The organism is Microbispora sp. H10885 (assembly GCF_014161415.1).
Lineage (GTDB): Bacteria > Actinomycetota > Actinomycetes > Streptosporangiales > Streptosporangiaceae > Microbispora > Microbispora triticiradicis.
Genome location: NZ_JABBWY010000009.1, coordinates 276,669 through 299,179, shown reverse-complemented (window position 1 = coordinate 299,179; position 22,511 = coordinate 276,669). Strand labels below are relative to the sequence as shown.

Here is a 22,511-nt window from a genome sequence, read left to right as displayed (position 1 = left end):
CCGCCGAGTGCGGGGGGTGCCATTCGGGGTACGGGCGGAAAGACCGTTAGGGTCTTCCCGTGCACATCCGCCCCATGAGGAGCTTGACATGTCCGTGAACGAGATCGAAGACGGACCCGGCTTCGCCGACCTGGCGCTTGGCCCGGAGCTCCTCAAGGCGCTGTCCGGCCTCGGTTACGAGGAGCCCACCCCCATCCAGCGAGAGGCCATCCCGCCGTTGCTGGAGGGCCGCGACCTGCTCGGGCAGGCAGCCACCGGGACGGGCAAGACCGCCGCGTTCGCGCTGCCCATGCTGCAGCGGCTGCACGGCGTCCTCCGCGCGGCGGGCGGGGAGGAAGGTGGCGAGCCCGGCGGGCTGGTGCTGGTGCCCACGCGCGAGCTCGCCGTCCAGGTGTCGGAGGCGATGCACCGCTACGGCCGCGACCTCGGCACGCGGGTGCTGCCCATCTACGGCGGCCAGCCGATCGGCCGGCAGCTGCGGGCGCTGGAGCGCGGGGTGGACGTCGTCGTCGCCACGCCGGGCCGCGCCCTCGACCACATCGGCCGGGGGACGCTGCCGCTGAAGGGGCTGCGCATGGTCGTCCTCGACGAGGCCGACGAGATGCTCGACATGGGCTTCGCCGAGGACATCGAGGCCATCCTCCAGGACATCCCCGAGGAACGGCAGACCGTGCTGTTCTCCGCGACGATGCCGCCGCGCATCGACGGGATCGCCCGCCGCCACCTGCGTGAACCCGTCCGCATCAGGATCGAGCGGGAGGCGCCCGCCGCCGGGGAGGCGCCGCTCATCCGGCAGAGCGCCTACATCGTGAGCAGGGCGTACAAGCCGGCCGCGCTGGGCCGGGTGCTCGACGTGGAGGCGCCGACCGCGGCGATCGTGTTCTGCCGCACCCGCGAGGAGGTCGACCAGCTCACCGAGACGATGAACGGCCGCGGCTACCGCGCCGAGGCCCTGCACGGCGGCATGGGCCAGGAGCAGCGCGACCGGGTGATGGGCAGGCTGCGCAGCGGCACCGCCGACCTCCTGATGGCGACCGACGTGGCCGCGCGCGGCCTCGACATCGAGCAGCTCACGCACGTCATCAACTACGACGTGCCGTCCGCGCCGGAGTCGTACGTGCACCGCATCGGCCGGGTCGGCCGGGCCGGCCGCGAGGGCGTCGCGATCACGCTCGCCGAGCCCCGCGAGCACCGGATGCTGAAGACCATCGAGCGGGTCACCCGCAGCAGGATCACGGTCGAGAAGGTGCCGACGGTCGCCGACCTGCGCGCCCGCCGCCTGGAGCTCACCCGGGCCGCGCTGCAGGAGAGCCTGATGGAGGACGGCGACCTCGACCGCTTCAGGGTCGTGGTCGAGACGCTCGCCGACGAGTTCGACCTGGTGGACATCGCGCTCGCCGCGGTCAAGCTCGCCCACGAGTCCACCGGAGCCGCCGCCGACGAGGAGGAGATCCCCGAGGTGACGCCGCGCGCGCCGCGCCCCGAGCGCGGGCCGCGCGAGGGCCGTGACGACCGGTACGGACGCGACGACCGGCGCGGGCGGCGCGGCGGCGGCCCGATGAGCCGGGTGTTCGTGGGCGCCGGCCGCAGCGCCGGGGTGCGCCCTCAGGACATCGTCGGCGCGATCACGGGAGAGACCCGGGTCACCGGGCGGGAGATCGGCGCCATCGAGATCGCCGACCGGTTCACGCTGGTCGAGATCCCCGACGCCGCCGTGGACGAGGTGGTCGAAGCGCTGCGCCACACCACCATCAAGGGCAAGCGGCCCACCGTGCGCAGGGACCGCGACGGCGCCCCTCGCGGCCGCCGCTGACGGTCCCGGCGCGGCCGCCGGCTCCGATCACCCGCCCGTGGTCACCCGCCCGTGGGGCTGGCGGCGCGTTCTCCGCGTTCTCCCGTGGCGTCTCGCGCCGCCGTCCTGCGCAGGGCCGCCCGCCACCGGCCGAGCAGCAGCACGAGGAGGGCCGCCAGGACGGCGACGCTCAGCCCGGTGCCGAGCAGCGCCCCGGTCCGCTGGTCGGCCGCCGGATCCGGGGCCCAGGGCAGCCCGAGCGCCGCGTACCACTGCGGCGCCTGTCCCGGACCGGTGAGCACCGCCAGGCCCGTCCAGATCCGTACGGCGATCGCCGTGGCGAGCATCCACGCGCGGACCTGCGGCCGGATCGCCCACGGGAGCGGGTCGACGCCGGCCGCGACGACGAAGAAGAGCACCCCGGTGACGATCACGATGGTCTGCGCGGCCAGCCGCAGGGCGAGGCTCGGCTGGGCGAACGCGAACAGCCCGGTCAGATACAGCGCCGGGTACGGCAGCGCGTACAGGGCCAGTGCCACCATCGGATGGGACAGCGTGCGGGCCGCCGGGCCGTCGAGCGCATCCGGGCCGGGGTGGGCGCGCCGCCACAGCGTGAGCGGGGCGCCGGCGGCGAGCAGGACGGGCCCCACCGCGCCGAGCAGCGCGTACTGCGCCGCGTGGGCGGAGAACAGCGCCGGCGCGTACGCCGCGACCCCTCCCGACGTGGCGTAGGCGAGGACCAGCAGGCCCGCCAGCCAGGAGACGGTCCGCCCGGCCGGCCACCCCGCGCCGTCCGCCCGCAGCCGTCGCACGCCGGCCAGGTAGGCCGCCGCGGCCGCCGCGAGCAGGAGCAGCGCGATCGGGTCGGGCCGCACGTCCGTGGCGAGCGCGCCGGGGGTGAACGGCGGGAGGGCGTATCCCAGGGCGTCGTGCTGGTGCTCGGCCTCGCCGGCGGGCGGCGCGCTGCGCCCCAGCGCCACGGCCAGCGCCAGCGTGCCGGCCATGACAGTGATCTCCCCGGCGGCCAGCCGGACGAACGGCGCGCGGGACACGCCGGTCCGCAGCGCCTCGATCGTGGCGCGCCGGTGCCGCCACCCGAACCAGCCCAGCGCGGCCAGCGCGGCGATCTTGGCCAGCACGAGCAGGCCGTACCTGGACTGCCACAGCGGGGGGAGCGCGCCGAGCCGGACCCAGGCGTTGAGCGCGCCGGACGCCGCGGCGGCGGCGAAGCAGCCCAGGGCGAGCGTGCTGAACCGGCCCACCGCGACGGCCAGGCCGGGCGCGGCGCGCAGGTGCGCGACGAGGGCATAGAGGCCGCCGGTCCACAGCACGACGGCCGCGACGTGCGCCATCAGGCTGAGGACGGCGAGATTGTGGTCGGCCGCCGAGGCCGAGTGCCCCACGTACGCCGGGGGCAGCACCGCGAGGATCGCCACCGCCAGCAGCACCGCCCGCCAGGCGCGTCCCCACGGCAGGAGGGACCCGGCGGCGAGGGCCACGGCCGCCGCCGCCACCACCGCGAAGGCCTGGCCCTGCGGGATGTTCAGCAGGAAGACGGTGAGCGCGCCGGAGCGCATCGCCTGGCCCGCGGGCAGCCCCAGGAAGTCCGACAGGGTCAGGACCTCGGTGACCATCGCGCTCAGCGCCCACCCGGCCGCCCACGCGGCGGCGGCCCGGGCGAGTGACCGGGTGGTCCCGGCGTCCGCGGCCCCGGCGTCCGCACGGCCGGTGCCCGAGGAGCCGGTGGGGACCAGGACGACGGACGCGAGCAGCACGCCGACCGTCGCGGCGGCGCACACGTCGAGCACGAGGCGGGCGACGGGCAGGCCCCAGGTGGTCAGCACTCCGGGTGAGGGCAGCCCTTCGATGGCCGGGCGTGGCCCGGCGCCGCCGAACCACAGGGCGAGCACCAGCACGGCCGCCGCCGTCGCCACGACGGCGGTGACCGGCCCGGCGGTGATGAAGCCGCCACGGCGCGGGGGAGAGGTCATCGGGGGGTCCCTCGGTTCGGCACCGTTGATCGGTCATGAGTATGACCGGTATGTGGCCGTTAGGGGAGTCCTGCCGCACTCGCCGGTCGCGGTCTTGGCGTCCCGGTGAAAACTTCAGCGCCGCCGGCGCAGTTCGGTGCCCGGGCGCGGGGGACCGGGAGGAGGCCTCCGTCCCGCGCGGGTGGACGCGCCGCAGGCGTGAGCCGGCGGCGGCTTCCGGGCACCGCGGAGGTCTCGGTGCCCGGGAGGAATCTTCGTGACCAGTGCGGCGGCGCGGCGAGGCCGAGGCCGGGGTACGCGGAGCAGGCATGGAATCGCTGAACACGACTCAGGGCCGAGATCACGGCGATATGCGATAATCCCCGCGTCATGCGCGCCACGCTCTCCTTCCGGCTCGCGCGGTCGGCCGCCTTCGCGGCCGTCAGCGTGCTCCTCGCCATGGGCGCGCACTGGTTCGCCGGGGGAGGCGGGCCCACGACCGGGGCGCTGCTCACCGGCGTGCTCGCCGTCACGGCGGGCGCGGCCGTCGCGGCGGGCCGGGAACGGTCTCCCCAGGTGATCGTCGGGCTGCTGCTCGGCGCGCAGGCGTTCCTGCACCTGCTGTTCGACGTCACGGCCTCCGCGGGTGAGCCCGCCCACCTCACGTGGCACGGCGGCCTCACCACGCAGACCGGCATGCTCACCGCCCACCTCACCGCCGCGCTGCTCACCGGATTGTGGCTGTCGCGCGGCGAGGAGGCGTTGTGGTCGGTCCTGCGCCGGATCGGCGCCGGGGCGGCCCACTGGCTCACGATGCTCGCCACGCTGGTGGCGCTGCTGCGGGCCGGTCTCGCGGGGATCACCCGTCCGCGCGTGCGCGCCACGCCGGGACGGCCTCGCGCGCCGCGCCCGGCATGGGTGCTGCGGCACGCGGTCGTCCGTCGCGGGCCACCCGTTTCTCCCGTCTTCTGAGCTTCCCGCGCGAGCGGCGCGTATCTCCCGGCGGAGGCCTCTCCCTCGTCGTCCCCCGGCATGGAGAGACGTGCCCTGCGGAGGCGTGCCCTGCGGAGGCGTGCCCTGCGGAGAACAGCGGCGCCAAGAGGCCTCGTGCCGCCCGGCGGCGCTGCCTTCCGGCCGTCCTCTGACGGCACTTCCTGCTCGCGCGTTCCCGGCATTTCAGTACAGAGACTGGAGAACCCCCATGACTTCATCTGTCCGCCGTGTGTCGGCGGTCGCCGCGGGTGCCCTCGCCGTCACCCTCGGTCTCGCCATGCCCGCCCTCGCCCACGTCACCGTCAACCCCGGCACCGCCGAGCAGGGCGGCTGGACCAAGATCGCGTTCCGGGTGCCCAACGAGCGCGACAACGCCTCCACCACCAAGGTGGAGGTGGCGTTCCCCACCGACCATCCGCTGCCGTTCGTCTCGGTCCGCCCGGTGTCCGGGTGGAAGGTCAAGGTCACCCAGGGCAAGCTGCCCCAGCCCGTCGTGTCCGACGACGGCGACAAGATCACCGAATCGGTGCTGAAGATTACCTGGACCGGAGGGAAGATCGAGTCCGGCCAGTTCCAGGAGTTCGAGGCCTCGGTCGGCCCGCTGCCCAAGAACGTGGACGCGCTGGAGTTCCCCACCGAGCAGACCTACTCGAACGGCGAGGTGGTCAAGTGGGCGGACCCGCCGAAGGCCGACGGGTCCGAGGCGGAGCACCCGGCGCCCACGCTCAAGCTCGTCGCGCCGAAGGCGGAAGAGGGCGGCGGCGAGGCCGCCGCGGCCTCTCCGTCCGCCGCCGCGGCCGCCGGCCCTGACGTGGCGCCGTCCGTGGCCGCGGTGGCGGAGGACGACGACGAAGGCGGCAGCGGCACCGCGGCCCTGGTGCTCGGCGGTCTCGGCCTGCTGGCCGGCCTGGTCGGGGCCGGCGCGGGCATCACGGCGCTGCGCCGTTCCCGCGGCTGAGCGGTCCTCCCGCCCGATCCGAACGAGCCCTCTTTCCGGCACCTCCGGGAAGAGGGCTCGCGCCTTCCGCGACCCCTCGTCATGATCCCGTGGCGGGGGCGGCGGGGCGCCGTGAAAAGGTGTTGACTCTCGCCCCAGGGGAGCCGTCAGGCTGGTGTCCCCCTGATCACCGGAGAGCAAATGATCATCGAAGCGCACGACCTGCGCAAGACCTTTCACGCGAAACGAGGACGAGGCAAGAAGAAGGAGGAGGTCGAGGCCGTACGCGGCATCGACCTCCAGGTCGAGCGGGGCGAGGTCTTCGCGGTCCTCGGCCCGAACGGCGCGGGCAAGACCACCACCGTCCGGATGCTCGCCACCTTCACCCTGCCCACCTCGGGCAGCGCCCGGGTGGCGGGTTTCGACGTCGCCAGAGAGGCCGCCAAGGTCCGGGAGAACATCGGCTACGTCAGCCAGGCGGGCGGCGTCGACGACACCGCCCCCGGCATCGAGAGCCTGCTCCTCGCGGCCCGGATCAGCGGGATGTCCCGCCGGCAGGCCCAGGCCAGGGCGGACGAGCTGCTCGCCGCGTTCAGCCTCACCGAGATCGCCAACCGCCCGGCGAAGACCCTCTCGGGGGGTCAGAAGCGGCGCTTCGCGATCGCCGTCGGACTGGTGAACGCGCCGCCGCTGATCTTCCTGGACGAGCCGACCACCGGCCTCGACCCCCAGAACCGGGCCAACCTCTGGGACGAGGTCCGCAAGCTGCGTGAGCAGGGCACCAGCGTGCTGCTCACCACGCACTACCTCGACGAGGCCGACGCGCTCTGCGACCGGCTGGTCATCGTCGACAACGGCAGGATCGTCGCGAGGGGGACGCCGGAGGAGCTCAAGAAGGAGGTCGCGGGCGACGTCGTGACGCTCCGGCTGGAGGACACGGACGCCGCCCGGAAACTCCTCGACGCGCAGCCGTACGTCAAGGAGGTCCGCGCCGAGCCCGGCGTCGTCCGCGCGTACCTCGACGACGGGGAGCACGGCCTGATGCACATGCTGCGCACCCTGGAGGAGAACGGCCTGGGCATCCGGTCGGTCTCCCTCGAACGCGCCACCCTCGACGACGTGTTCCTCAAGCACACCGGCCGCTCGCTGCGCGACGCCGCCTGACCTCCCGGGACTCACACGATGACTCGACACACGATGCTCTTCCTCGGCTACGAGCTCAGGAAACTCTTCGCCAACCCGGTCTGGCCGTTGTTCGGGATCATGCAGCCGGTGCTCTACCTGGTGTTCTTCGCGCCGCTGCTGAGGAGCACGGTCCCCGGCGGGAAGATGACGGACGTGCTCGCGATGTTCACGCCGGGCTCCATGATGATGATCGCCTTGTTCGGCTCCATGTTCGCGGGCTTCGGCATGATCAACGAGACCCGCAACGGCATGCTGGAGCGGCTCGCGGTCAGCCAGGCGTGGCGCCCCGCGATCATCCTGGGCCGCCTCGTCAAGGACGTGATCGTCCTGGTCCTGCAGGCGATCCTGGTGATCGGCATCGCCGCACTGATGGGCCTGCGGATCGGGCTGGCCGAGATGCTCCTCGTGCTGCTGCTCATGGCCGCGACCGGCCTGTTCGCGGCCAGCCTGTCCTACGGCCTGGCGCTGACCCTGCGGGACGAGAACGGCATGTCGCAGCTGGTGCAGTTCTTCGCCATGCCGCTGACCCTGATCGCCGGGCTGTTCCTGCCGGTCTCGCTCGGGCCCCAGTGGCTGCAGACGCTGGCGAAGTTCAACCCGCTCTACTACGCCGTCGAGGCGGGCCGGTCGCTGTTCCGCGGCGACCTGAGCGCCGAGACCATCCCGGTCGCCTTCGCCCTCTTCGCCGCGCTCACCGCGCTCACCCTGGTCTGGTCGGTGCGCTCCCTGCGCAACCTGGCCGGCTGATCACGAGACGGACCCGGCACCGGTCCGGCCGGGCCGGGGCCGGCGCGCCCGGACCGGTGCGGGTTTCGATGACCGCCGAGCGCTCCTGACGAAGCGTCTCAGGGGCCTGGGAGGCGTGTCGGGGGAGCGGATCGCGAGACGACGGCCTGGGCGGCGAGGAGTTCCGCGTACCTGCCGGGCACGGCCATCAGCCGTTCGTGAGTGCCGCGCTGGACGATGCGTCCCGCGTCGAGGACCAGGATGAGGTCGGCGTCCCTGACCGTGCTGAGGCGGTGGGCGATGACGATCCTGGTCTGGGGGAGCCGGGCCAGGTTGGCCTCGACGGCGGCTTCGGTGGCGCTGTCGAGGTTACTCGTGGCCTCGTCGAGCAGGAGCACCTTGGGCCGGGACAGTACGGCGCGGGCCAGCGCCAGCCGCTGCCGCTGGCCGCCGGACAGGCCGCCGCCCTCGGTCAGCATGGTCTCGTAGTTCATTGGCATCGCCATGATCTCGTCGTGCAGTGCGGCCAGTTCGGCCGCCGCGACGATGCGCTCCAGTGGGGCGTCGGGGTCGTTGAGTGCGATGTTCTCCCGTATGGTGCCGTTGAACAGGGACGGGTCCTGGGTGACGACGCCGAACTGGCGGCGCAGGGTGCGCAGGTTGAGCTCGCCGGCGGGGACGCCGTCGTAGCGGATCTCGCCCTCGACCGGGGGGTGCAGCGCCAGCAGAAGCCGGGCCAGCGTGCTCTTCCCGGAGCCGGAGGCGCCCACCAGCGCGACCTTCTGACCGGGGCTGATCGACACCGACACGCCCCGGAGGGTCCACGGGCCGCGCGGGTCGTGCCGGAAGCCGATGTCGCGCAGTTCGATCCGGCCGCGCAGGCGCAGCACCTCGATGCCCTCGTCGGGTTCCGGGGTGGAGATGAGGATGTCGGAGAGCCGGTCGAAGTGGGCGCCTGCCAGCTGGAGGCTCTGGAGGCTGGTCATCAGCGAGGCGAGCGGGGTCAGCGCGGCCAGGGCGATGGCGTTGAGCGCGATCAGCGCGCCGACGGAGAGGTCTCCGTCGAGCACCCGCCAGGCACCGATCCACAGCAGCGCGAGGGGCGTGATCACGTGGATCGCCGACACGACGGCGTCCAGGAGACCGTGGGTGAGACCTACGCGCGCGTCCGCTTCGAGTTGCTGTTCGAAGTGATCCGACCACTGTTTCATCGCTCTGCGCTCGGCGCCCGAGGCCTTGAGCGTCTCGATGCCGCTGAGCGTCTGGATCAGAGTGCCCTGCGACTTCGACAGAGCCGCCAGTTCCTGCTGCGTCAGCATGTGGACGCGCCGGGACGTGGCCAGCAGGAGCAGCGACTGGAGCAGGACCACGCCGGTCAGCGCCGCCCCGAAGATCGGGTCGCGGGCGTAGACGACCACCACGTAGCCGACGGCGAGCGGCCCGTCGAGGACCGCTGTGATGATCTGGCCCGTGAGCAGCTCTCGCAGGGTCGACACACTGGAGGCGCGAGTCACCAGGTCGCCGGTGCCCCGCTGGGTGAAATACGTGTAGGGCAGCGCCATCAGGTGGCCGACCACTCCCCGGCTGAGCTCCTGGTCGGCACGGGTGCGCACCGCCACCAGCAGCGCCGCCCGCAGATATCCCAGGACGAGCTGGGCCGCCCCCGTGATCAGCACCGCCGCTCCCAGCAGCGGCAGCAGGTCGGCGCGCTGCGGCAGGACCGTGTCCAGCAGCATCTCGGAGAACAGCGGCAGGACCAGGCCGACCAGCTGCAGCAGCAGCGAGGCCGCGACGACCTGCGCGAGCAGCCCGCGCCGGCGTCGCAGCAGGGTCCGCAGGAACTCCCGCCGCCACGCGCCGGCCAGTGACGACGATCCGCGCCGGAATCCCGCGCCCGGCTCGAAGACGAGCAGGACACCGGTGAACCCCGCCGCGAACTCCGGCGGGGTCAGCCGCCGGCGCCCCTGACCGGGATCGACGATGTCGACCCGGTCGACGGCCCACCGCTCGACCACCACGAAGTGATTGGACTCCCAGTGGGCGATGGCCGGGAGCGGCGCCCGGGCCAGGTCGTCGGGGGCGAGCTGGAACGCCTTGGCGGTCAGCCCGTGTTCGCGGGCACCCGCGACGATGGCGCGGGCGCTGAGGCCGTCGCGGCCGACGCCGAGGCGGCTCGACAGCTCGGTGACGGTCGTGCGGTGACCGTGATGGTGCAGCACCATGGCCAGGCACGCCGACCCGCACTCGGTCTGCGTGTTCTGGAGCACCACCCGCAGGCGGTTCACCGGGCGCCCTCGATCAGCACGGCGACGGCCCCGCCCGCCACCGCCAGGAGGGCCACGACGAGCCAGAGCAGCGGAAAGCAGGGGCCACGGTGACGGGACACGGTCACAGCCAGTGCCAGGTGACGGCGGCCTTGGCGCGCCGTTCGGCCATGTACTGCGCGAAGCCCGCGCGACCGGCGGCGGCGAGGGTGCGGGGGTCGGCGAGGTCCGCGGGCCGGCGTTCGCGGACGACGCCGAGCAGGTGGCCCTTCCCATGGGGGACGGGGCCGGTCACGGCCCCCGCGGGGACGGTGCGCATGGGTTCGGGCAGGTCGAGGGCGGGGCCGTCGGCGGTGGTGACGGTGATCCGGCCGCGGGAGGAGAGCGCCTGGATGAGGGCGGCGGCGGGGTCGGGGGCGCCTGCCAGCTCGGCGAGGCGGTCTTCGGGACCTTCCGCCCACAGTGCCCAGACATGGTCGAACTCGGACGGGTTGCGCTCCAGATAATCGCGTGCCGTCTCCTGCTCGATGCGGGCGCGGACCCGCTGTTTGAGGGCCAGACCGAAGATGTGATGGGTGTAGGCCGTCTCGTTCAGACCGACGTCGGCGAGCCAGCGCATCATGTCGGCGCGGCTGCGCAGGCCGTTCCTGACCCTGTAGGCGTCGGACGCCTGCTGGAGTTCCTCCTGAGTGGGCGGGCGCTCCCTGCCGGCCATGTCGCTCAGGATGCAGTAGTCGATCAGCTCGTCCTGGATCGTGCTGTCCCGCTCGGTCCGGGCACGCAGGGTGAGCAGAGCGTTCTGGATGAGCAGGGCGAAGCCGTCGACGGTGACGACCCGGCCGGAGGCCCAGTGAGTGGAGTGATCCAGGGTCCAGGGCACGCCGTCGTCGGCCGGGGCGGTCAGCGCCACGCTTCCCCCGTCGGGGTGGGCCAGCACCAGGTCGTAGTCGACGATGGGGCTGCCGGGCCGTACGTCGGCCACGAGCTGGGCGCGGGTGGCGGGCCGGGTCGCACGCCACTCGGCGACGGCCCGCCGGGCCTCGGGCACGGCGTCGCGGCGGCGTGGCAGCGTCCGCAGCAGGTCCACGGCTTCGGTAAGGACGGTGTCGAAGGCGCTGGTCATGGGGTGGTTCACCTGTGCGGTTCGGCGGCGATGAGCCAGTCGGCGATGGCGGCGGCGATGGGCAGGCCGGTGGTGGCCTCGATCCAGCCCCACTGCCCGGCGGGGTTGATCTCCAGGTAGACGTACTCGCCCTCGGGAGTGACGATCATGTCGATGCAGCCGTAGTGCAGACCGAGCGAGGCGGTCAGCTCCAGGCAGCGGCGCTCGACGTCGTCGGGCAGGCGATGGATCGCGTAGGTGGAGAAGGTCTGCTCGTAATGGCGGTAGTCGTACCTGGTCGCGCGTGATCCCTGGGAGTGGATCTCGGCGGGGAACACCTGGTCGCCCACCACGGTGATGCGCAGCTCGACGGCCTTCCTGACGTACGGCTGGAGAATGGCCGGGGCCAGGGCCAGCCGGTGCCTGTCGGTGAGACGGCGGCGCGTGACCGGCGTGGTGTAGTGCGAGTGGTCCTCGCCGTCGATCCGGAACTCGACGTACTCCACCACCTTGGCGATCAGCTCGCCTCCGGCGTCCTCCCAGAACGGGATGAGGTCCTCGTCGTCGTTGGTGACGAGGGTGTCGGGGGTGGTGAAGCCCAGCGCGGCCGCGACGCCGAGATTGACGAGCTTGTTCTGGGTGCGGACGATGTCGGAGGTCCTGGCCGGCAGCCAGCGGCTCTCGACGGTGTTCTCCCACCCGTGCAGCAGGATGGCGGCGATCTTCTCGACGTACTTCCGGTGGTTGTCGTCGGTCACCGACTCGGGTGCGTGCGGATGCGTGGGATGGCGGTTCCAGATCGCGGTGAACTGGGAGCAGTCGTACTCGCGGCCGTCGACGCGCAGCGTGTGCCGCCAGGATCCGCCGGTCAGGCGCGAGCTGATCGTGCTGTCGGCGGGGTAACCGCCCGGATCCCACCATAGGAACTCGGCGCCTCGTTCGACGAGTTCGGGGACGACCATCTCCACCGACGCGTCGTTTCTGGCGCTGAGTATCAGAATCACCGAATTTCCTATCATTGACGAAGGCGGCGTGCCCGGTACGCACGGGCACGCCGCTTCACAGCAACGTGGCTTCAGGCGTGGGGCGTCACAGGAGGACGTCCCGCCTGTCGATGGTCTGGCCCTGCTGGCTGCTGGACAGCCATGTGCACGGGTGCCACTCGATCTCCTTGCCCCCGACGATGTCGTCCAGGGCGTCCTCGGGCAGCTCAGCGGCGCTGCCGAGGTCGTCGAAGCGAATACTCATGTCTCGCACCTCCTCTCCGGGAATTCCCGACGAACTCTCGCGACGCCGTCTTGGATCTTGGTTGGAAGTGGCTTGCACCCCCCGGAGGAACCGGAGCGTCTCTTCTCGCCGCGAACGCACCTTCGCCTCAGGGACGGCGAGTGCGGCGATCCCCAGGCCCCCGGGAAGAGCGACCTCGCGGCCCCGTGCCGCCCGCACCCGCATAGGAGATGGGTGCTTGGGGCATTTCACCAGGTATCGGGGCCTGGTGATTGGGGGAGTCATGGCTGTGACAGCGGACCTTGCCAAGCTGCTCGACCGCGAGTACGAGGACAAGAGCCTGGAGGAGATCGTCAAGGCGCCGGTGGAGGCGCTCTCGGGCGTGACCGCGGAGGACGCGGAGATGCTGAAGAAGGCGTTCCACATCAAGACCATCGGTGACCTCGGCCGCAACAAGTTCTTCCGGGCGGCCACCGCGATGGTGGACCTCACCGACAGCCAGAAGTAGCCCGGCCCCCCGGCCGCTCCGGCCACCGTTGTAGAAGATTTCCACCGACTTATAGGTTGATGGAAGGCATCTCCATAGGGAGCGGTCGTGGGGGCTCTGTTCATCGGCGTGGACGGGGGAGGCACCAGCACGCGCTGCGTCGTGGCCGGGGAGTCGGGCGAGATCGCCGGACGGGGACGGGCCGGCGGCGCCAACGCGATCTCGGTTCCCGACCCGGCGGCCAATCTGCGCGCCGCGCTGGCCGGCGCGCTGACGGGCGTCGACCCGGCCCGGGTCGCCGGAGGCGTGTTCGGCCTCGCCGGAGTCGCCGGCGCGGCCGAGCCGGCCGAGCGGGCCTGGCGGGAGGCGGGGCTCGCGGGACGCCCGGTGGTGGTCTCCGACGTGCTCGTGGCCTTCACCGGAGCGACCGTCGAGCCGGACGGCGCGGTGCTGGTGGCCGGCACCGGCGCGATCGGCGCCCGCGTCCGCGCCCGCCGCGTCGTACGGCGGGCCGACGGGCTCGGCTGGCTGCTGGGCGACGAGGGATCGGGCGTGTGGCTGGGCCGGAGGGGCGCCGCCGCGGCGCTGAACGCGATCGACGGCCGGGGCGCCCCGACCCTCCTGGTCGCCCGGGTGGCCGAGACCGTTCTCGGGCCGGGCTCGGCCGGGGAGGACGACGGGCCCGCGCTCGCCGGGGAACTGGTGGCGGCCGTGTACGCGCGGGTCGCCGAGCAGGGGCCCGCCTGGCTCGGCACGCTCGCGCCGGTCGTGGACGCCGCCGCCCGCGAGGGCGACGAGGTGGCGCGCGGCGTCGTCGGGGAGGCGGCGCGCAGGCTGTGCCGTACGGCACGGGTGGTGTGCGGAGAGGGTGTCACGTGGGGCGGGGCGTGGGCGAGGGGAGGCGGAGGTCCGCTGGTGCTGGCGGGTTCGCTGCTGACCGAGCCGACCGAGCTCGCCCACCTGGTCTGGGCGGAGCTCGGCAGGTGGGCCGAACTGGTGCCCGCGCGGGACGCCGCGGCGGGTGCCGCGGCCCTCGCGCTGCGGGCCGCCCTCGGAGACGATCCCCGGGCCGCCGCGGCGCACCGCGCGCTGATCGGGCAGGGCATCCGGTGACCGCGGGCCGGGCGAGGGGCGACGGCCTGGACCGGCTGGCGATGGCCGTGCTCCAGCCCGGGTTCGACGGCACCGAACCGCCCGACTGGCTGCTCCGCGCGCTCGCGGACGGCCTCGGCGGCGTGGTGCTCTTCGCCCGCAACGTCACCAGCGCCGCCCCCCGCACCGCCGACCGCAGCGGCGATCGCGACGGCACCGGGGCAGCGGGCGGCCCAAGCCCAGGCCCAGGCCCAGTGGACGGTGCAGTGGGCGGCGCAGGGGACGGGACGAGTGCGCTGGTCGCCGCGCTGCGCCGGGAGCGGCCTGACGTGGTCGTGGCGGTGGACGAGGAGGGCGGCTCGGTCACCCGGCTGGAGGCCGCGACGGGAAGCTCCTGGCCGGGCAACCTCGCGCTGGGCGTCGCGGACGACGAGTCGCTGACCCGGCGGGTCGGGCGGCAGATCGGCAGGATGGTTGCCGCGGCCGGTGTCACGCTCGACTACGCCCCGGTCGTCGACGTCAACGCCGACCCCCGCAACCCCGTCATCGGTGTGCGCTCGTTCGGCTCCGACCCCGAGGCGGTCGGCCGCCACGGCGCGGCGTGGATCGAGGGCCTGCAGAGCGCGGGCGTGGCCGCCTGCGCCAAGCACTTCCCCGGTCACGGCGACACCGTGACCGACTCGCATCTCGCGCTGCCCGCCGTACGGGCCGCGCGGGAGGTGATCGAGCGGCGCGACCTGCCGCCCTTCCGGGCCGCGATCGCGGCCGGGGTGCGCGCGGTGATGTGCGGGCACCTGCTCGTTCCCGCCGTCGACGCGCTCCCGGCGACGCTGAGCCGGGCCGTGCTGACTGGTCTGCTGCGCGAGGAGATGGGGTTCGGCGGGCTCGTGGTGACCGACGCCATAGAGATGCGCGCGGTCGCCGCCCTGCACGACCCCGGCGAGATCGCGGTGCGCGCGCTGGCCGCCGGGGCGGACGCGATCTGCGTCGGGGTGTCCTCGGCCAGAGGAGAGAGCGTGTACGCGCTGCGCGACGCGATCACCGCGGCGGTCCGCGAGGGGCGGCTGAAGGAGGACCGCCTCGCCGAGGCGGCGGGCCGGGTCCGGGACCTGGCCGCCTGGTACGACGCGCGGGCGGGCGACAGGGCGGCGGCGGCCGGGGACGCCGACGAGGGCCTCGGGCTCGCGGCGGCCACCGCCGCGCTGCGGGTGACCCCCGGACCCACAGGACCCACAGGACCTTCGGCGACCGGGCCCGCCACCCCGGCCGCGCCGGCCGAAGGGGCCGCTCGGGCCACCGGCGCCACTGAGGAGGCGGTGGGGCCGGGCGTGCTGACCCGGGCGCCGCTGGTGGTGAGCATGACGGCGCGCCCCAGCCAGGCCGTGGGCCGCGTCACCCCCCTCACCCTGGGCCAGGCGCTGGCGGAGATCCTGCCGGGGACCACGACGGCCGAGGTGAACGACGAGGACGACGTACCGGGCCTGCTCGCCACGCTGGGCGACACCGGGCGCCCGCTGGTGATCGCCGTCCACGACGCCGTACGGCACGCCTGGATGCGGCGCCTGCTGGAGGAGGCGCTGCGGGCCAGGCCGGACGCCGTGGTGGTCGAGACCGGGGTGCCCGGGACGCCCGCCGGGCGGCTGTACCTCGCCACCCACGGCAACTCGACGGCGTCGGCGCGGGCGGCGGCCCGCTGGCTCGCCGGCCGGTCGCAGTGAACCGCAACCGGAAGGGTGTTCCCGCAGGTCACGGGCGTCGGTAAAAATTAACTCCATAGCGGTGTCCAGGCATGGAAAAAATTGACGGGTCGCGAGTGCGCCCGTATTGTCCAGGCAATCGGGAACCAGGAGCAGCCCATGAAGCGACTCGCAGCGATCATGGCAGTGGCGTCGATCGCCACGGCCACCGCCTGCGGCACTACCGGGACGACGGAGACCGCCCGCACGGGCGGCGGCGTGTTCACCACGATCGACGGCAGCAAGCAGATCAACGCGAGCGCGCCGATCAACCCGTTCAACCCCGTCGGATCGGTCTTCTCGGGATACAACGGCATGGCGCTGGCGTGGCCCAAGAACGACCCCACCGATCCCAACCAGTTCTACCCGGCCATCGCCGGAAGCTGGACGACGTCCCCCGACCGGTCGCAGGTCGACATCCACCTGCGCCCGGACGCCAAGTGGTCCGACGGCGTGCCCGTGACCAGCGAGGACGTGCGGGTCTCGATCGGTCTCGCCTACACCCAGGGCGGCACGGCGTACGCGCTGGACCCGAAGGCGGCCGGCGCCGCCGCCGACATCCAGGTCGTCGACCCCACGACGGTGCGGATCACGCAGGGGGCCAACCGCAGTTCGACGTTCCTCGCCAACCTGCTGTCGACCGTGGTCGTGCCCGCGCACGTCTTCGGCAAGCTCCTCCCGGCGGACTTCTGGCAGCTGCTCAAGACCGCCCAGCACGGTCAGGGCGCGGCGGCCGACAAGGCGAAGAACACGATCACGGGGCTGGCGGAGAAGGTCATCGCCTTCGACCCGGGCCACGACGTGTCGGCCGGGCCCTTCGTGCTGGAGCGGGTCAACCCGGGCGCGGCGCTGCTCGCTCGCAACCCCTACTTCTACGACCGGCAGAAGATCGCGCCGGACAAGGTGAAGATCCTCAACTACACCGGCAACGAGCAGATCTGGAACTACCTGATCGCCGGCCGGCTGGACAACGCCCCCTTCACCTCCGTGCCCACCGCCGTCATGAACCGGATCCGCGAGGCCCGGGGCAGCAAGGTGATCAAGGGCTACTCGCCGGTGGCCGTCTCGCTGGCGTTCAACCAGGCGCACAAGCCGTACGACAACGTGCACGTGCGGCGGGCACTGGCCTACCTGATCGACCGCGCCCAGGTGACGAGGATCGCCTCCCCGGAGGGCGGCACCCCCGCCGCCACCACCTCCGGCATCCACGCCCAGGCCGCCCGCGCCTGGCTCGGCTCCGGGTTCGACGGCCTGGAGCAGTACCGGATGGACCCCGCCAAGGCCGACGCCGAGCTCAAGGCGGCGGGCATGACCAAGCGCAACGGCCGGTGGGCCATGCCGGACGGCAGCCCCTGGAAGGTGCGCATCCACGTGCCCGCGTCGTTCTCCGACTGGGTCGCCGCGGCCAAGTCGATCAGCAGCCAGCTCGCCGACCACGGCGTCGACGCGAGCGTGGTCACCGCCGCCGACTACACGCTCTACCTGGGCGAGCTGGCCGACGGGAAGTACGACCTGGGACTGTGGCTGATCGGCCTCGGCCCGTCGCCGTACAACATCTTCCAGCGGCTGTTCGGCCAGGCGAACGGCTGGCAGATGTTCGGCGGGCGGCTACGGCACGTCGCGCCCGGCACCGAGGGCAACTGGATGGGCGGCCCGGAGAAGGTCGACGCCGGCGCGGCCGGGGTCGTCGACCCGGGCGAGCTGACCGGCAAGCTGAACTACGCCTCGCAGGACGAGCAGAAGCGCATCGTCGGCATCCTGGCCAAGGTCGCCAACGAGCAGCTACCGGTCGTCCAGCTCTGGGACTACGTCAACACGCAGTTCGTCAACACCTCCCGCTACACCGCGTTCCCGCCCGACGACGACCAGGCTCTGCGGCTGTCGTCCGGCGTGTGGATGCAGCTCGGGATGATCAGGAAAGCGGAGAAGGGGCGGGTATGACGCAGACGGTCCCCGGGCGGCACCGGGCCGCCGCCATCGCCAGGAAGGTCGCGGGCCACGTCGTACGCGGCCTGGTCATGATCTGGGCCGTGGCCACGATCAGCTTCGTCATCATCCGGGAGATCCCCGGCAACCCGGTGCTCGGGCAGTACGAGAGCCTGATCCAGAAGGGCATGTCGCCCGAGCAGGCCGAGCGGGCCACCGCCGTCCTGTACGGCTTCCTGCCCACCGGCAGCCTGTGGCAGCAGTACGTGGGCTACCTGGGCTCGCTGCTCCACTTCGACCTCGGGCGTTCGCTCAGCACGCCCGGCGTCGAGGTGACCACGCTGATCGGCCACGCGGCCCGCTGGACCGTGCTGCCGGTCCTCGCCGGCACGCTGCTCAGCTTCCTGCTCGGCGTGACCATGGGCGTGTACGCCGCGATCAAGCGGTCCGGCAGGCTCGGCGACGCGCTCGCCCTGTCCGGCTCGCTGCTGCACGGCGTGCCCGTGTACGTCATCGGCCTGCTGCTCACCGCGATCTTCGCCACGCTGTGGCCGATCATGCCGTCCGGCGGGCCGGTGGACGTCGAGTTCGTCCCCGGCCTCAACCCCGGATACATCGGCTCGCTGGTGCACCACGCCGTGCTGCCGGTGGTGACGTACACCCTGGCCAGCTACGGCGGGTGGATCCTCGCCATGAAGTCGAACGTGGTCGCCGTGCTCGGCGACGACTTCATCCTCGCGGCCGAACTGCGCGGCCTGCGGCGCGGCATCGTGTTCCGTTACCTCGCGCGCAACGCGATCCTGCCGCTGTTCACGATCCTCGCCCTGTCGATCGGCATGCTCTTCGGCGGCTCGATCTTCATCGAACAGATCTTCAACTACCCGGGCCTCGGCCTGCTGCTCGTCAACAGCATCAGCAGCCGCGACTACGCCCTCATGGGCGGCACGTTCCTGGTGATCACGGTGGGCATCGTCGTCGCCAACATCGTCGCCGACCTGCTGTACACGGTGATCGACCCCCGGGTCAGGAGCGGAGGCGCGGCATGACCGTCATCGTCGACCCCGCCGGGCCTCCGGCGGCACCCCCGGAGACCACCCGGGCCACGCTGCGGCGCAACTTCTGGCGCGGCGTGTGGCGGGTGCTGCGGCGCAAGCCCAGCCGGATGGCCGGAGTGGTCATCGTCGCCCTGTTCGCGCTCATGGGCGTGGCCGGGCCGCTGCTCTACCCCGCCCAGCTGCCGCGCGACGACAACGCGCTGTACGCGCCGCCGAGCCTCGCCCATCCCTTCGGCACCGACTTCGAGGGCACCGACGTGCTCGCCCTCGTGATCACCGGCGCGCGGTACGTGCTGCTCACCGGCCTCGCCACGGCCGTCATCACGGTCGCACTCGGCACCGCCATCGGGCTGTTCGCGGGCTTCCATCGGGGCCGGTGGGACACCGTGCTCATGCGGCTGACCGACATGAACCTCGCCATCCCCGGCCTGCCGCTGCTGCTCGTGCTGTCCACCGTGTGGAAGTTCGAGAGCCCGCTGGAGATGGGCCTGGTGCTCGGCGTGCTCGGCTGGGGCGGCATCGCCCGCGCCGTGCGCTCGCAGACGCTGTCGCTGCGCGAGCGCGGCTTCATCGAGGCCGCCCGCGGGCTCGGCCTGCCGACCCGGCACATCATCGGCCGCGAACTGCTGCCGAGCATGGCGCCGTACATCGCGATGAACATGCTCATCGCCGTCACCGGCGCGGTGTACGCCCAGGTCGGCCTGTTCTTCCTCGGCGTGCTGCCGTTCGAGTCCAACAACTGGGGCGTGATGCTGAACCTCGCCGTCTTCAACGGCGGGGCGCTCACCACCCCGGCCGCGCTGCCGTACCTGATGGCCCCGCTGATCGCGATCCTGCTGCTCACGCTCGGCATCGTGCTGATCGTCGACGCGATGGACGAGATCTTCAATCCCCGGCTGCGGGAGGAATAGCCCCTATGACCGCTCACACGGCCGCACGTCACACGGCAGCACGTGACATGGAAGCACGTGACATGGAAGCACGTGACATGGAAGCACCGGGGGTCCGCATCCGGGACCTCACGGTCGTCTACAAGACGCCGGCGGGCGAGCTGCCCGCCGTCCGCGGCGTCGACCTCACCCTCGCCCCCGGCACGATCACCGGTGTCGTCGGCGAGTCGGGCTCGGGCAAGTCGACGCTCGCGTTCTCGCTGCTCAACGCCGTGCAGCCGCCCGGCAGGATCGCGGCGGGCAGCGTCGAGATCGACGGGCTCGGCGACGTGCTGGCGCTCCGCGGCGAGGACCTGCGCCGCACCCGCGGCCGCGAGGTCGGCTACGTCTTCCAGGCCGCGCAGAACTCGCTGAACCCGCTCAAGACCATCGGCAAGCAGTTGCTCGACCTCGGCCGCTCCCACGACGTGGAGGACCTGCGGGCGCTGGTGCGCGACGCCAGGGACCTGCTGGCCCGCATGGGCATGGACGGCGCCCGGGTGCTCGACTCCTACCAGCACGAGCTGTCCGGCGGCATGCGCCAGCGGGTCGGCATCATGCTCGCGCTCGTCCTGAACGCCAAAGTCGTCGTTCTGGACGAGCCGACCACCGCCCTCGACATGATCACGCAGGCGACGATCCTGCGGATCATCCGCGAGGTCCACGAGGAGCGGGCGCTCACCACCCTCGTCATCACCCACGACGTCGGCGCGGTCGCCGAGGTCGCCGACGACCTCGCCGTCATGTACGGCGGGCGGGTCGTCGAGCACGGGCCGGTGACCGAGGTGCTCGGCGACGCCCGTCATCCGTACACGCGGGGCCTGATCCGGGCGATCCCGCGCCTCACGGGCGACCTGTCCCTCGCCCGGGCGCTGCCCGGCCGCCCGCCGACGCTCGGCACGCTGCCCGCGCAGGGCTGCGTGTTCCGCGAGCGCTGCGAGCGGCGCATGGACGTCTGCGAGACGGACGACCCCGCCGCCGTCACCCGAGACGGGCGTACGGTCGCCTGCCACGCCACCGGCCGCCCCCTGGAGCTGGTCGGACGAGAGGAGCTGGTGTGATCACGGGAACCGGGATCTCCAAGACCTTCCGCCAGCGCGGCGGCGTGCTCGGCGCCCGCGAGGTGCCCGCGCTGCGCGACGTCGACTTCGCCGTCGAAAGGGGCGGAGCCGTCTCGTTCATCGGCGAGTCGGGCAGCGGCAAGACCACCCTCGGGCGGATCATCGCGGGCCTGGAGACCCACGACGCCGGCGAGATCGTCATCGACGGGGTGCCGATGTCGTCGCTCAGCCACCGGCGGCGCCAGCCGTACTTCCGCCGGGTCCAGCTCATCCACCAGGACCCCTACTCGGCGCTCAACCCCACGCGGACCGTCCACCAGGCGCTGGAGGCCCCGCTGGCGCTGCGCGCCCGCCAGACGGGCCGCCCGCGGTCGTGGATCGACAGCCGGGCGCAGGAGCTGCTGTCGATGGTCGGGATCGACCCCGGCTACGTGCTGCCGCGCTATCCGCACCAGCTGTCCGGCGGGATGCGCCAGCGCGTCGTGATCGCCCGCGCGCTCACCATGGACCCCGAGGTCCTGGTCGCCGACGAGGCCGTCTCGATGATCGACGTGTCGCTGCGGCTGGGCATCCTCGCGCTGCTCAAGGACCTGCGCGAGCGGGTCGGCGTCGGCGTGCTGTTCATCACCCACGACATCGCCACCGCCCGCTACATCGGCGACGACGGCGAGTTGTACGTGCTCTACCGGGGGCAGGTGGTGGAGCGTGGCGCCACCGAGAAGATCATCGCCGACCCGGTCCACCCGTACACGCAGTCGCTGCTGTCGGCGATCCCGGTCCTGCACGGTCTGGAGCGGCCCGGGGCCGAGCGGGTCGTGCCGAAGGAGCCGCGAGGCGAGTCTCAGGGGGAAGGGCGGCCGGGCGGGTGCCTGTTCGTCCCGCGGTGCCCGTTCAGCACCGAACGCTGCGAGCGGGAGACGCCCGTGCTGGGCCGCGACGGCGGGCCCGGACAGGAGACCGAGCAGGAACACGCCTGCTTCCACCCGAGGCGGCGTAGCGTGATCCCGGTGGGGGTGGGTGAGTGACGCAGGCCCAGGTGGAGGCGGTCGAGGTGGACGGGCGGCTGGAGCGCCTGGCCGCCGCCGCGCTGTGGGCCGAGTCCGAGGACGCCGCGCTGCTCGTACGGCGGCTCGCCGACCCGCCGCCGGGCCGTGAGTGGACCGTCCTGGCCGTGCCGGGCATCGAAGGGGCCGGTCGCGAGCGGAACGGCTCTGAGCCGGCCGGTCCCCAGAGCGCGGGCCCGGAGGGCACGGGTCTGGAGGGCACGGGTCTGGAGGGCACAGGTCCGCAGGATGCGGGGCTGCGGGGGGCGGTGTTCGCGTCGATCGGTGCGGACGGCGCCGGGCACGTCGACCTGATCGCCGTCGACCCCGCCGCGCGGGGCCGGGGGATCGGCCGGGCGCTGGTGGCCGCCGCCGAGGAGTGGATGCGGGAGAAGGGCGCCGCAGAGGCGAGGTTCGCCGGCAATCCGCCCTGCTACGCCTGGCCGGGCATCGACGTGCGGTACACCCCCGCGGCCTGCCTGGCCGAGAGCCTGGGCTACGAGCGCTACCGGGTCGCCTGGAACATGACGGCAGACCTGCCGGCCCGGTTCGACCCGGCCGAGCACGAGGCCGACCTGGCGAGGCTCGCCGACGCCGGGGTGACGGTCGCGGCGGCGCCCGCGGGGGAGCGGGGCGACGTCGTGGCCTTCGTCCGCGAGCAGTGGAACGACGCGTGGGCCTGGGAGGCCGAGCAGGCGACCGGGCTGCACTACGCCACCCGCGCCGGGGAGATCCTCGGCTTCGCCGCCTGGGGCGCCAGGCCGTCGTGGTTCGGCCCGATGGGGACGGCGGAGGCCGCCCGCGGGCTCGGCGTCGGCCGGGTGCTGCTGCGCCGCTGCCTGGCCGAGCAGGCCGCCGCCGGGCTGGCCTCGGCGCAGATCGGCTGGGTGGGCCCGCTGCGGTTCTACTCCCGGGCGGTGGCCGCCCGCGCCGAGCGGGTCTTCTGGCTCTACCGCCGCCGCCTCGGCTGATGTCAGCGCCGATGC

The 22,511-nt window shown here is 73.0% G+C and carries 19 protein-coding genes; 14 read left to right on the top strand and 5 right to left on the bottom strand.

What is annotated here, in order from left to right:
* Positions 1 to 88: 88 nt before the first annotated feature.
* Entirely contained in the window at positions 89 to 1,813 is a 1,725-nt protein-coding gene (locus HHX37_RS24965; protein WP_111701466.1) for a DEAD/DEAH box helicase, read from the top strand.
* Positions 1,814 to 1,854: 41 nt separating this feature from the next.
* Here HHX37_RS24965 and HHX37_RS24960 read toward each other — a convergent pair whose 3' ends face one another.
* On the bottom strand, positions 1,855 to 3,783 hold the full coding sequence (locus HHX37_RS24960; RefSeq protein WP_182886969.1) for a cytochrome c oxidase assembly protein: 1,929 nt from the start codon (positions 3,781 to 3,783) through the stop codon (positions 1,855 to 1,857).
* Between the two features lie 369 nt (positions 3,784 to 4,152).
* On the opposite strand from HHX37_RS24960, the gene HHX37_RS24955 reads away from it, so the two are divergent.
* From HHX37_RS24955 to HHX37_RS24940, 4 genes are all read left to right on the top strand, one after another.
* Positions 4,153 to 4,734: an MFS transporter gene (locus tag HHX37_RS24955; RefSeq protein ID WP_182886968.1), complete on the top strand. Its 582-nt coding sequence runs from the start codon at positions 4,153 to 4,155 to the stop codon at positions 4,732 to 4,734.
* A 229-nt stretch (positions 4,735 to 4,963) separates the two neighbouring features.
* Positions 4,964 to 5,713, top strand: coding sequence for a YcnI family protein (locus tag HHX37_RS24950; protein ID WP_182880874.1), 750 nt, complete (start codon positions 4,964 to 4,966; stop codon positions 5,711 to 5,713).
* Between the two features lie 180 nt (positions 5,714 to 5,893).
* On the top strand, positions 5,894 to 6,856 hold the full coding sequence (locus tag HHX37_RS24945) for an ATP-binding cassette domain-containing protein (protein WP_182886967.1): 963 nt from the start codon (positions 5,894 to 5,896) through the stop codon (positions 6,854 to 6,856).
* Positions 6,857 to 6,874: 18 nt separating this feature from the next.
* Positions 6,875 to 7,624 carry an ABC transporter permease gene (locus HHX37_RS24940; RefSeq protein WP_182876733.1) on the top strand — a complete coding sequence of 250 codons (750 nt, stop codon included), beginning with the start codon at positions 6,875 to 6,877 and terminating at the stop codon, positions 7,622 to 7,624.
* A gap of 98 nt (positions 7,625 to 7,722) precedes the next feature.
* On the opposite strand, the gene HHX37_RS24935 is transcribed toward HHX37_RS24940, so the two are convergent.
* From HHX37_RS24935 to HHX37_RS24920, 4 genes are all read right to left on the bottom strand, one after another.
* Positions 7,723 to 9,888, bottom strand: a complete 2,166-nt coding sequence (locus HHX37_RS24935; RefSeq protein WP_310740511.1) for a peptidase domain-containing ABC transporter — start codon at positions 9,886 to 9,888, stop codon at positions 7,723 to 7,725.
* A gap of 103 nt (positions 9,889 to 9,991) precedes the next feature.
* Positions 9,992 to 10,990, bottom strand: coding sequence for a TIGR04500 family putative peptide maturation system protein (locus tag HHX37_RS24930; protein ID WP_182886966.1), 999 nt, complete (start codon positions 10,988 to 10,990; stop codon positions 9,992 to 9,994).
* Positions 10,991 to 10,998: 8 nt separating this feature from the next.
* Positions 10,999 to 11,973, bottom strand: a complete 975-nt coding sequence (locus HHX37_RS24925) for an MvdC/MvdD family ATP grasp protein (protein ID WP_182886965.1) — start codon at positions 11,971 to 11,973, stop codon at positions 10,999 to 11,001.
* An 85-nt stretch (positions 11,974 to 12,058) separates the two neighbouring features.
* On the bottom strand, positions 12,059 to 12,217 hold the full coding sequence (locus tag HHX37_RS24920) for a hypothetical protein (RefSeq protein WP_182880878.1): 159 nt from the start codon (positions 12,215 to 12,217) through the stop codon (positions 12,059 to 12,061).
* Between the two features lie 268 nt (positions 12,218 to 12,485).
* On the opposite strand from HHX37_RS24920, the gene HHX37_RS24915 reads away from it, so the two are divergent.
* The 9 genes from HHX37_RS24915 (at position 12,486) to HHX37_RS24875 (ending at position 22,496) form a co-directional block, all read left to right on the top strand.
* Positions 12,486 to 12,704 carry a hypothetical protein gene (locus tag HHX37_RS24915; protein ID WP_208758927.1) on the top strand — a complete coding sequence of 73 codons (219 nt, stop codon included), beginning with the start codon at positions 12,486 to 12,488 and terminating at the stop codon, positions 12,702 to 12,704.
* A gap of 87 nt (positions 12,705 to 12,791) precedes the next feature.
* Positions 12,792 to 13,796: an N-acetylglucosamine kinase gene (locus HHX37_RS24910; RefSeq protein ID WP_310740510.1), complete on the top strand. Its 1,005-nt coding sequence runs from the start codon at positions 12,792 to 12,794 to the stop codon at positions 13,794 to 13,796.
* Positions 13,793 to 15,493: a glycoside hydrolase family 3 protein gene (locus tag HHX37_RS24905; protein WP_310740509.1), complete on the top strand. Its 1,701-nt coding sequence runs from the start codon at positions 13,793 to 13,795 to the stop codon at positions 15,491 to 15,493. Before HHX37_RS24910 ends, HHX37_RS24905 begins: the two co-directional genes overlap by 4 nt.
* Positions 15,494 to 15,631: 138 nt before the next feature.
* A complete protein-coding gene (locus HHX37_RS24900; protein ID WP_182880879.1) occupies positions 15,632 to 17,452 on the top strand; it encodes an ABC transporter substrate-binding protein in 1,821 nt (606 codons plus the stop codon).
* Entirely contained in the window at positions 17,449 to 18,483 is a 1,035-nt protein-coding gene (locus tag HHX37_RS24895; protein ID WP_111697543.1) for an ABC transporter permease, read from the top strand. The genes HHX37_RS24900 and HHX37_RS24895 overlap by 4 nt, the downstream gene beginning before the upstream one ends.
* On the top strand, positions 18,480 to 19,403 hold the full coding sequence (locus tag HHX37_RS24890; RefSeq protein ID WP_111697544.1) for an ABC transporter permease: 924 nt from the start codon (positions 18,480 to 18,482) through the stop codon (positions 19,401 to 19,403). Before HHX37_RS24895 ends, HHX37_RS24890 begins: the two co-directional genes overlap by 4 nt.
* A 62-nt stretch (positions 19,404 to 19,465) precedes the next feature.
* The gene (locus HHX37_RS24885) at positions 19,466 to 20,482 is read left to right on the top strand and encodes an ABC transporter ATP-binding protein (protein WP_182886964.1); all 1,017 of its coding nucleotides are present in this window, start codon (positions 19,466 to 19,468) and stop codon (positions 20,480 to 20,482) included.
* Complete coding sequence (locus tag HHX37_RS24880) at positions 20,479 to 21,507, top strand: ABC transporter ATP-binding protein (RefSeq protein ID WP_182886963.1); 1,029 nt, start codon at positions 20,479 to 20,481, stop codon at positions 21,505 to 21,507. Before HHX37_RS24885 ends, HHX37_RS24880 begins: the two co-directional genes overlap by 4 nt.
* Positions 21,504 to 22,496, top strand: coding sequence for a GNAT family N-acetyltransferase (locus HHX37_RS24875; protein WP_310740508.1), 993 nt, complete (start codon positions 21,504 to 21,506; stop codon positions 22,494 to 22,496). Before HHX37_RS24880 ends, HHX37_RS24875 begins: the two co-directional genes overlap by 4 nt.
* Positions 22,497 to 22,511 lie beyond the last annotated feature (15 nt).

What these genes read in the sequence shown, in the direction of transcription:
- HHX37_RS24965 (WP_111701466.1), top strand. Translation starts at nt 89, where the DNA reads ATGTCCGTGAACGAGATCGAAGACGGACCCGGCTTCGCCGACCTGGCG.
- HHX37_RS24960 (WP_182886969.1), bottom strand. Translation starts at nt 3,783, where the DNA reads ATGACCTCTCCCCCGCGCCGTGGCGGCTTCATCACCGCCGGGCCGGTC.
- HHX37_RS24955 (WP_182886968.1), top strand. Translation starts at nt 4,153, where the DNA reads ATGCGCGCCACGCTCTCCTTCCGGCTCGCGCGGTCGGCCGCCTTCGCG.
- HHX37_RS24950 (WP_182880874.1), top strand. Translation starts at nt 4,964, where the DNA reads ATGACTTCATCTGTCCGCCGTGTGTCGGCGGTCGCCGCGGGTGCCCTC.
- HHX37_RS24945 (WP_182886967.1), top strand. Translation starts at nt 5,894, where the DNA reads ATGATCATCGAAGCGCACGACCTGCGCAAGACCTTTCACGCGAAACGA.
- HHX37_RS24940 (WP_182876733.1), top strand. Translation starts at nt 6,875, where the DNA reads ATGACTCGACACACGATGCTCTTCCTCGGCTACGAGCTCAGGAAACTC.
- HHX37_RS24930 (WP_182886966.1), bottom strand. Translation starts at nt 10,990, where the DNA reads ATGACCAGCGCCTTCGACACCGTCCTTACCGAAGCCGTGGACCTGCTG.
- HHX37_RS24920 (WP_182880878.1), bottom strand. Translation starts at nt 12,217, where the DNA reads ATGAGTATTCGCTTCGACGACCTCGGCAGCGCCGCTGAGCTGCCCGAG.
- HHX37_RS24900 (WP_182880879.1), top strand. Translation starts at nt 15,632, where the DNA reads ATGAAGCGACTCGCAGCGATCATGGCAGTGGCGTCGATCGCCACGGCC.
- HHX37_RS24895 (WP_111697543.1), top strand. Translation starts at nt 17,449, where the DNA reads ATGACGCAGACGGTCCCCGGGCGGCACCGGGCCGCCGCCATCGCCAGG.
- HHX37_RS24890 (WP_111697544.1), top strand. Translation starts at nt 18,480, where the DNA reads ATGACCGTCATCGTCGACCCCGCCGGGCCTCCGGCGGCACCCCCGGAG.
- HHX37_RS24885 (WP_182886964.1), top strand. Translation starts at nt 19,466, where the DNA reads ATGGAAGCACGTGACATGGAAGCACCGGGGGTCCGCATCCGGGACCTC.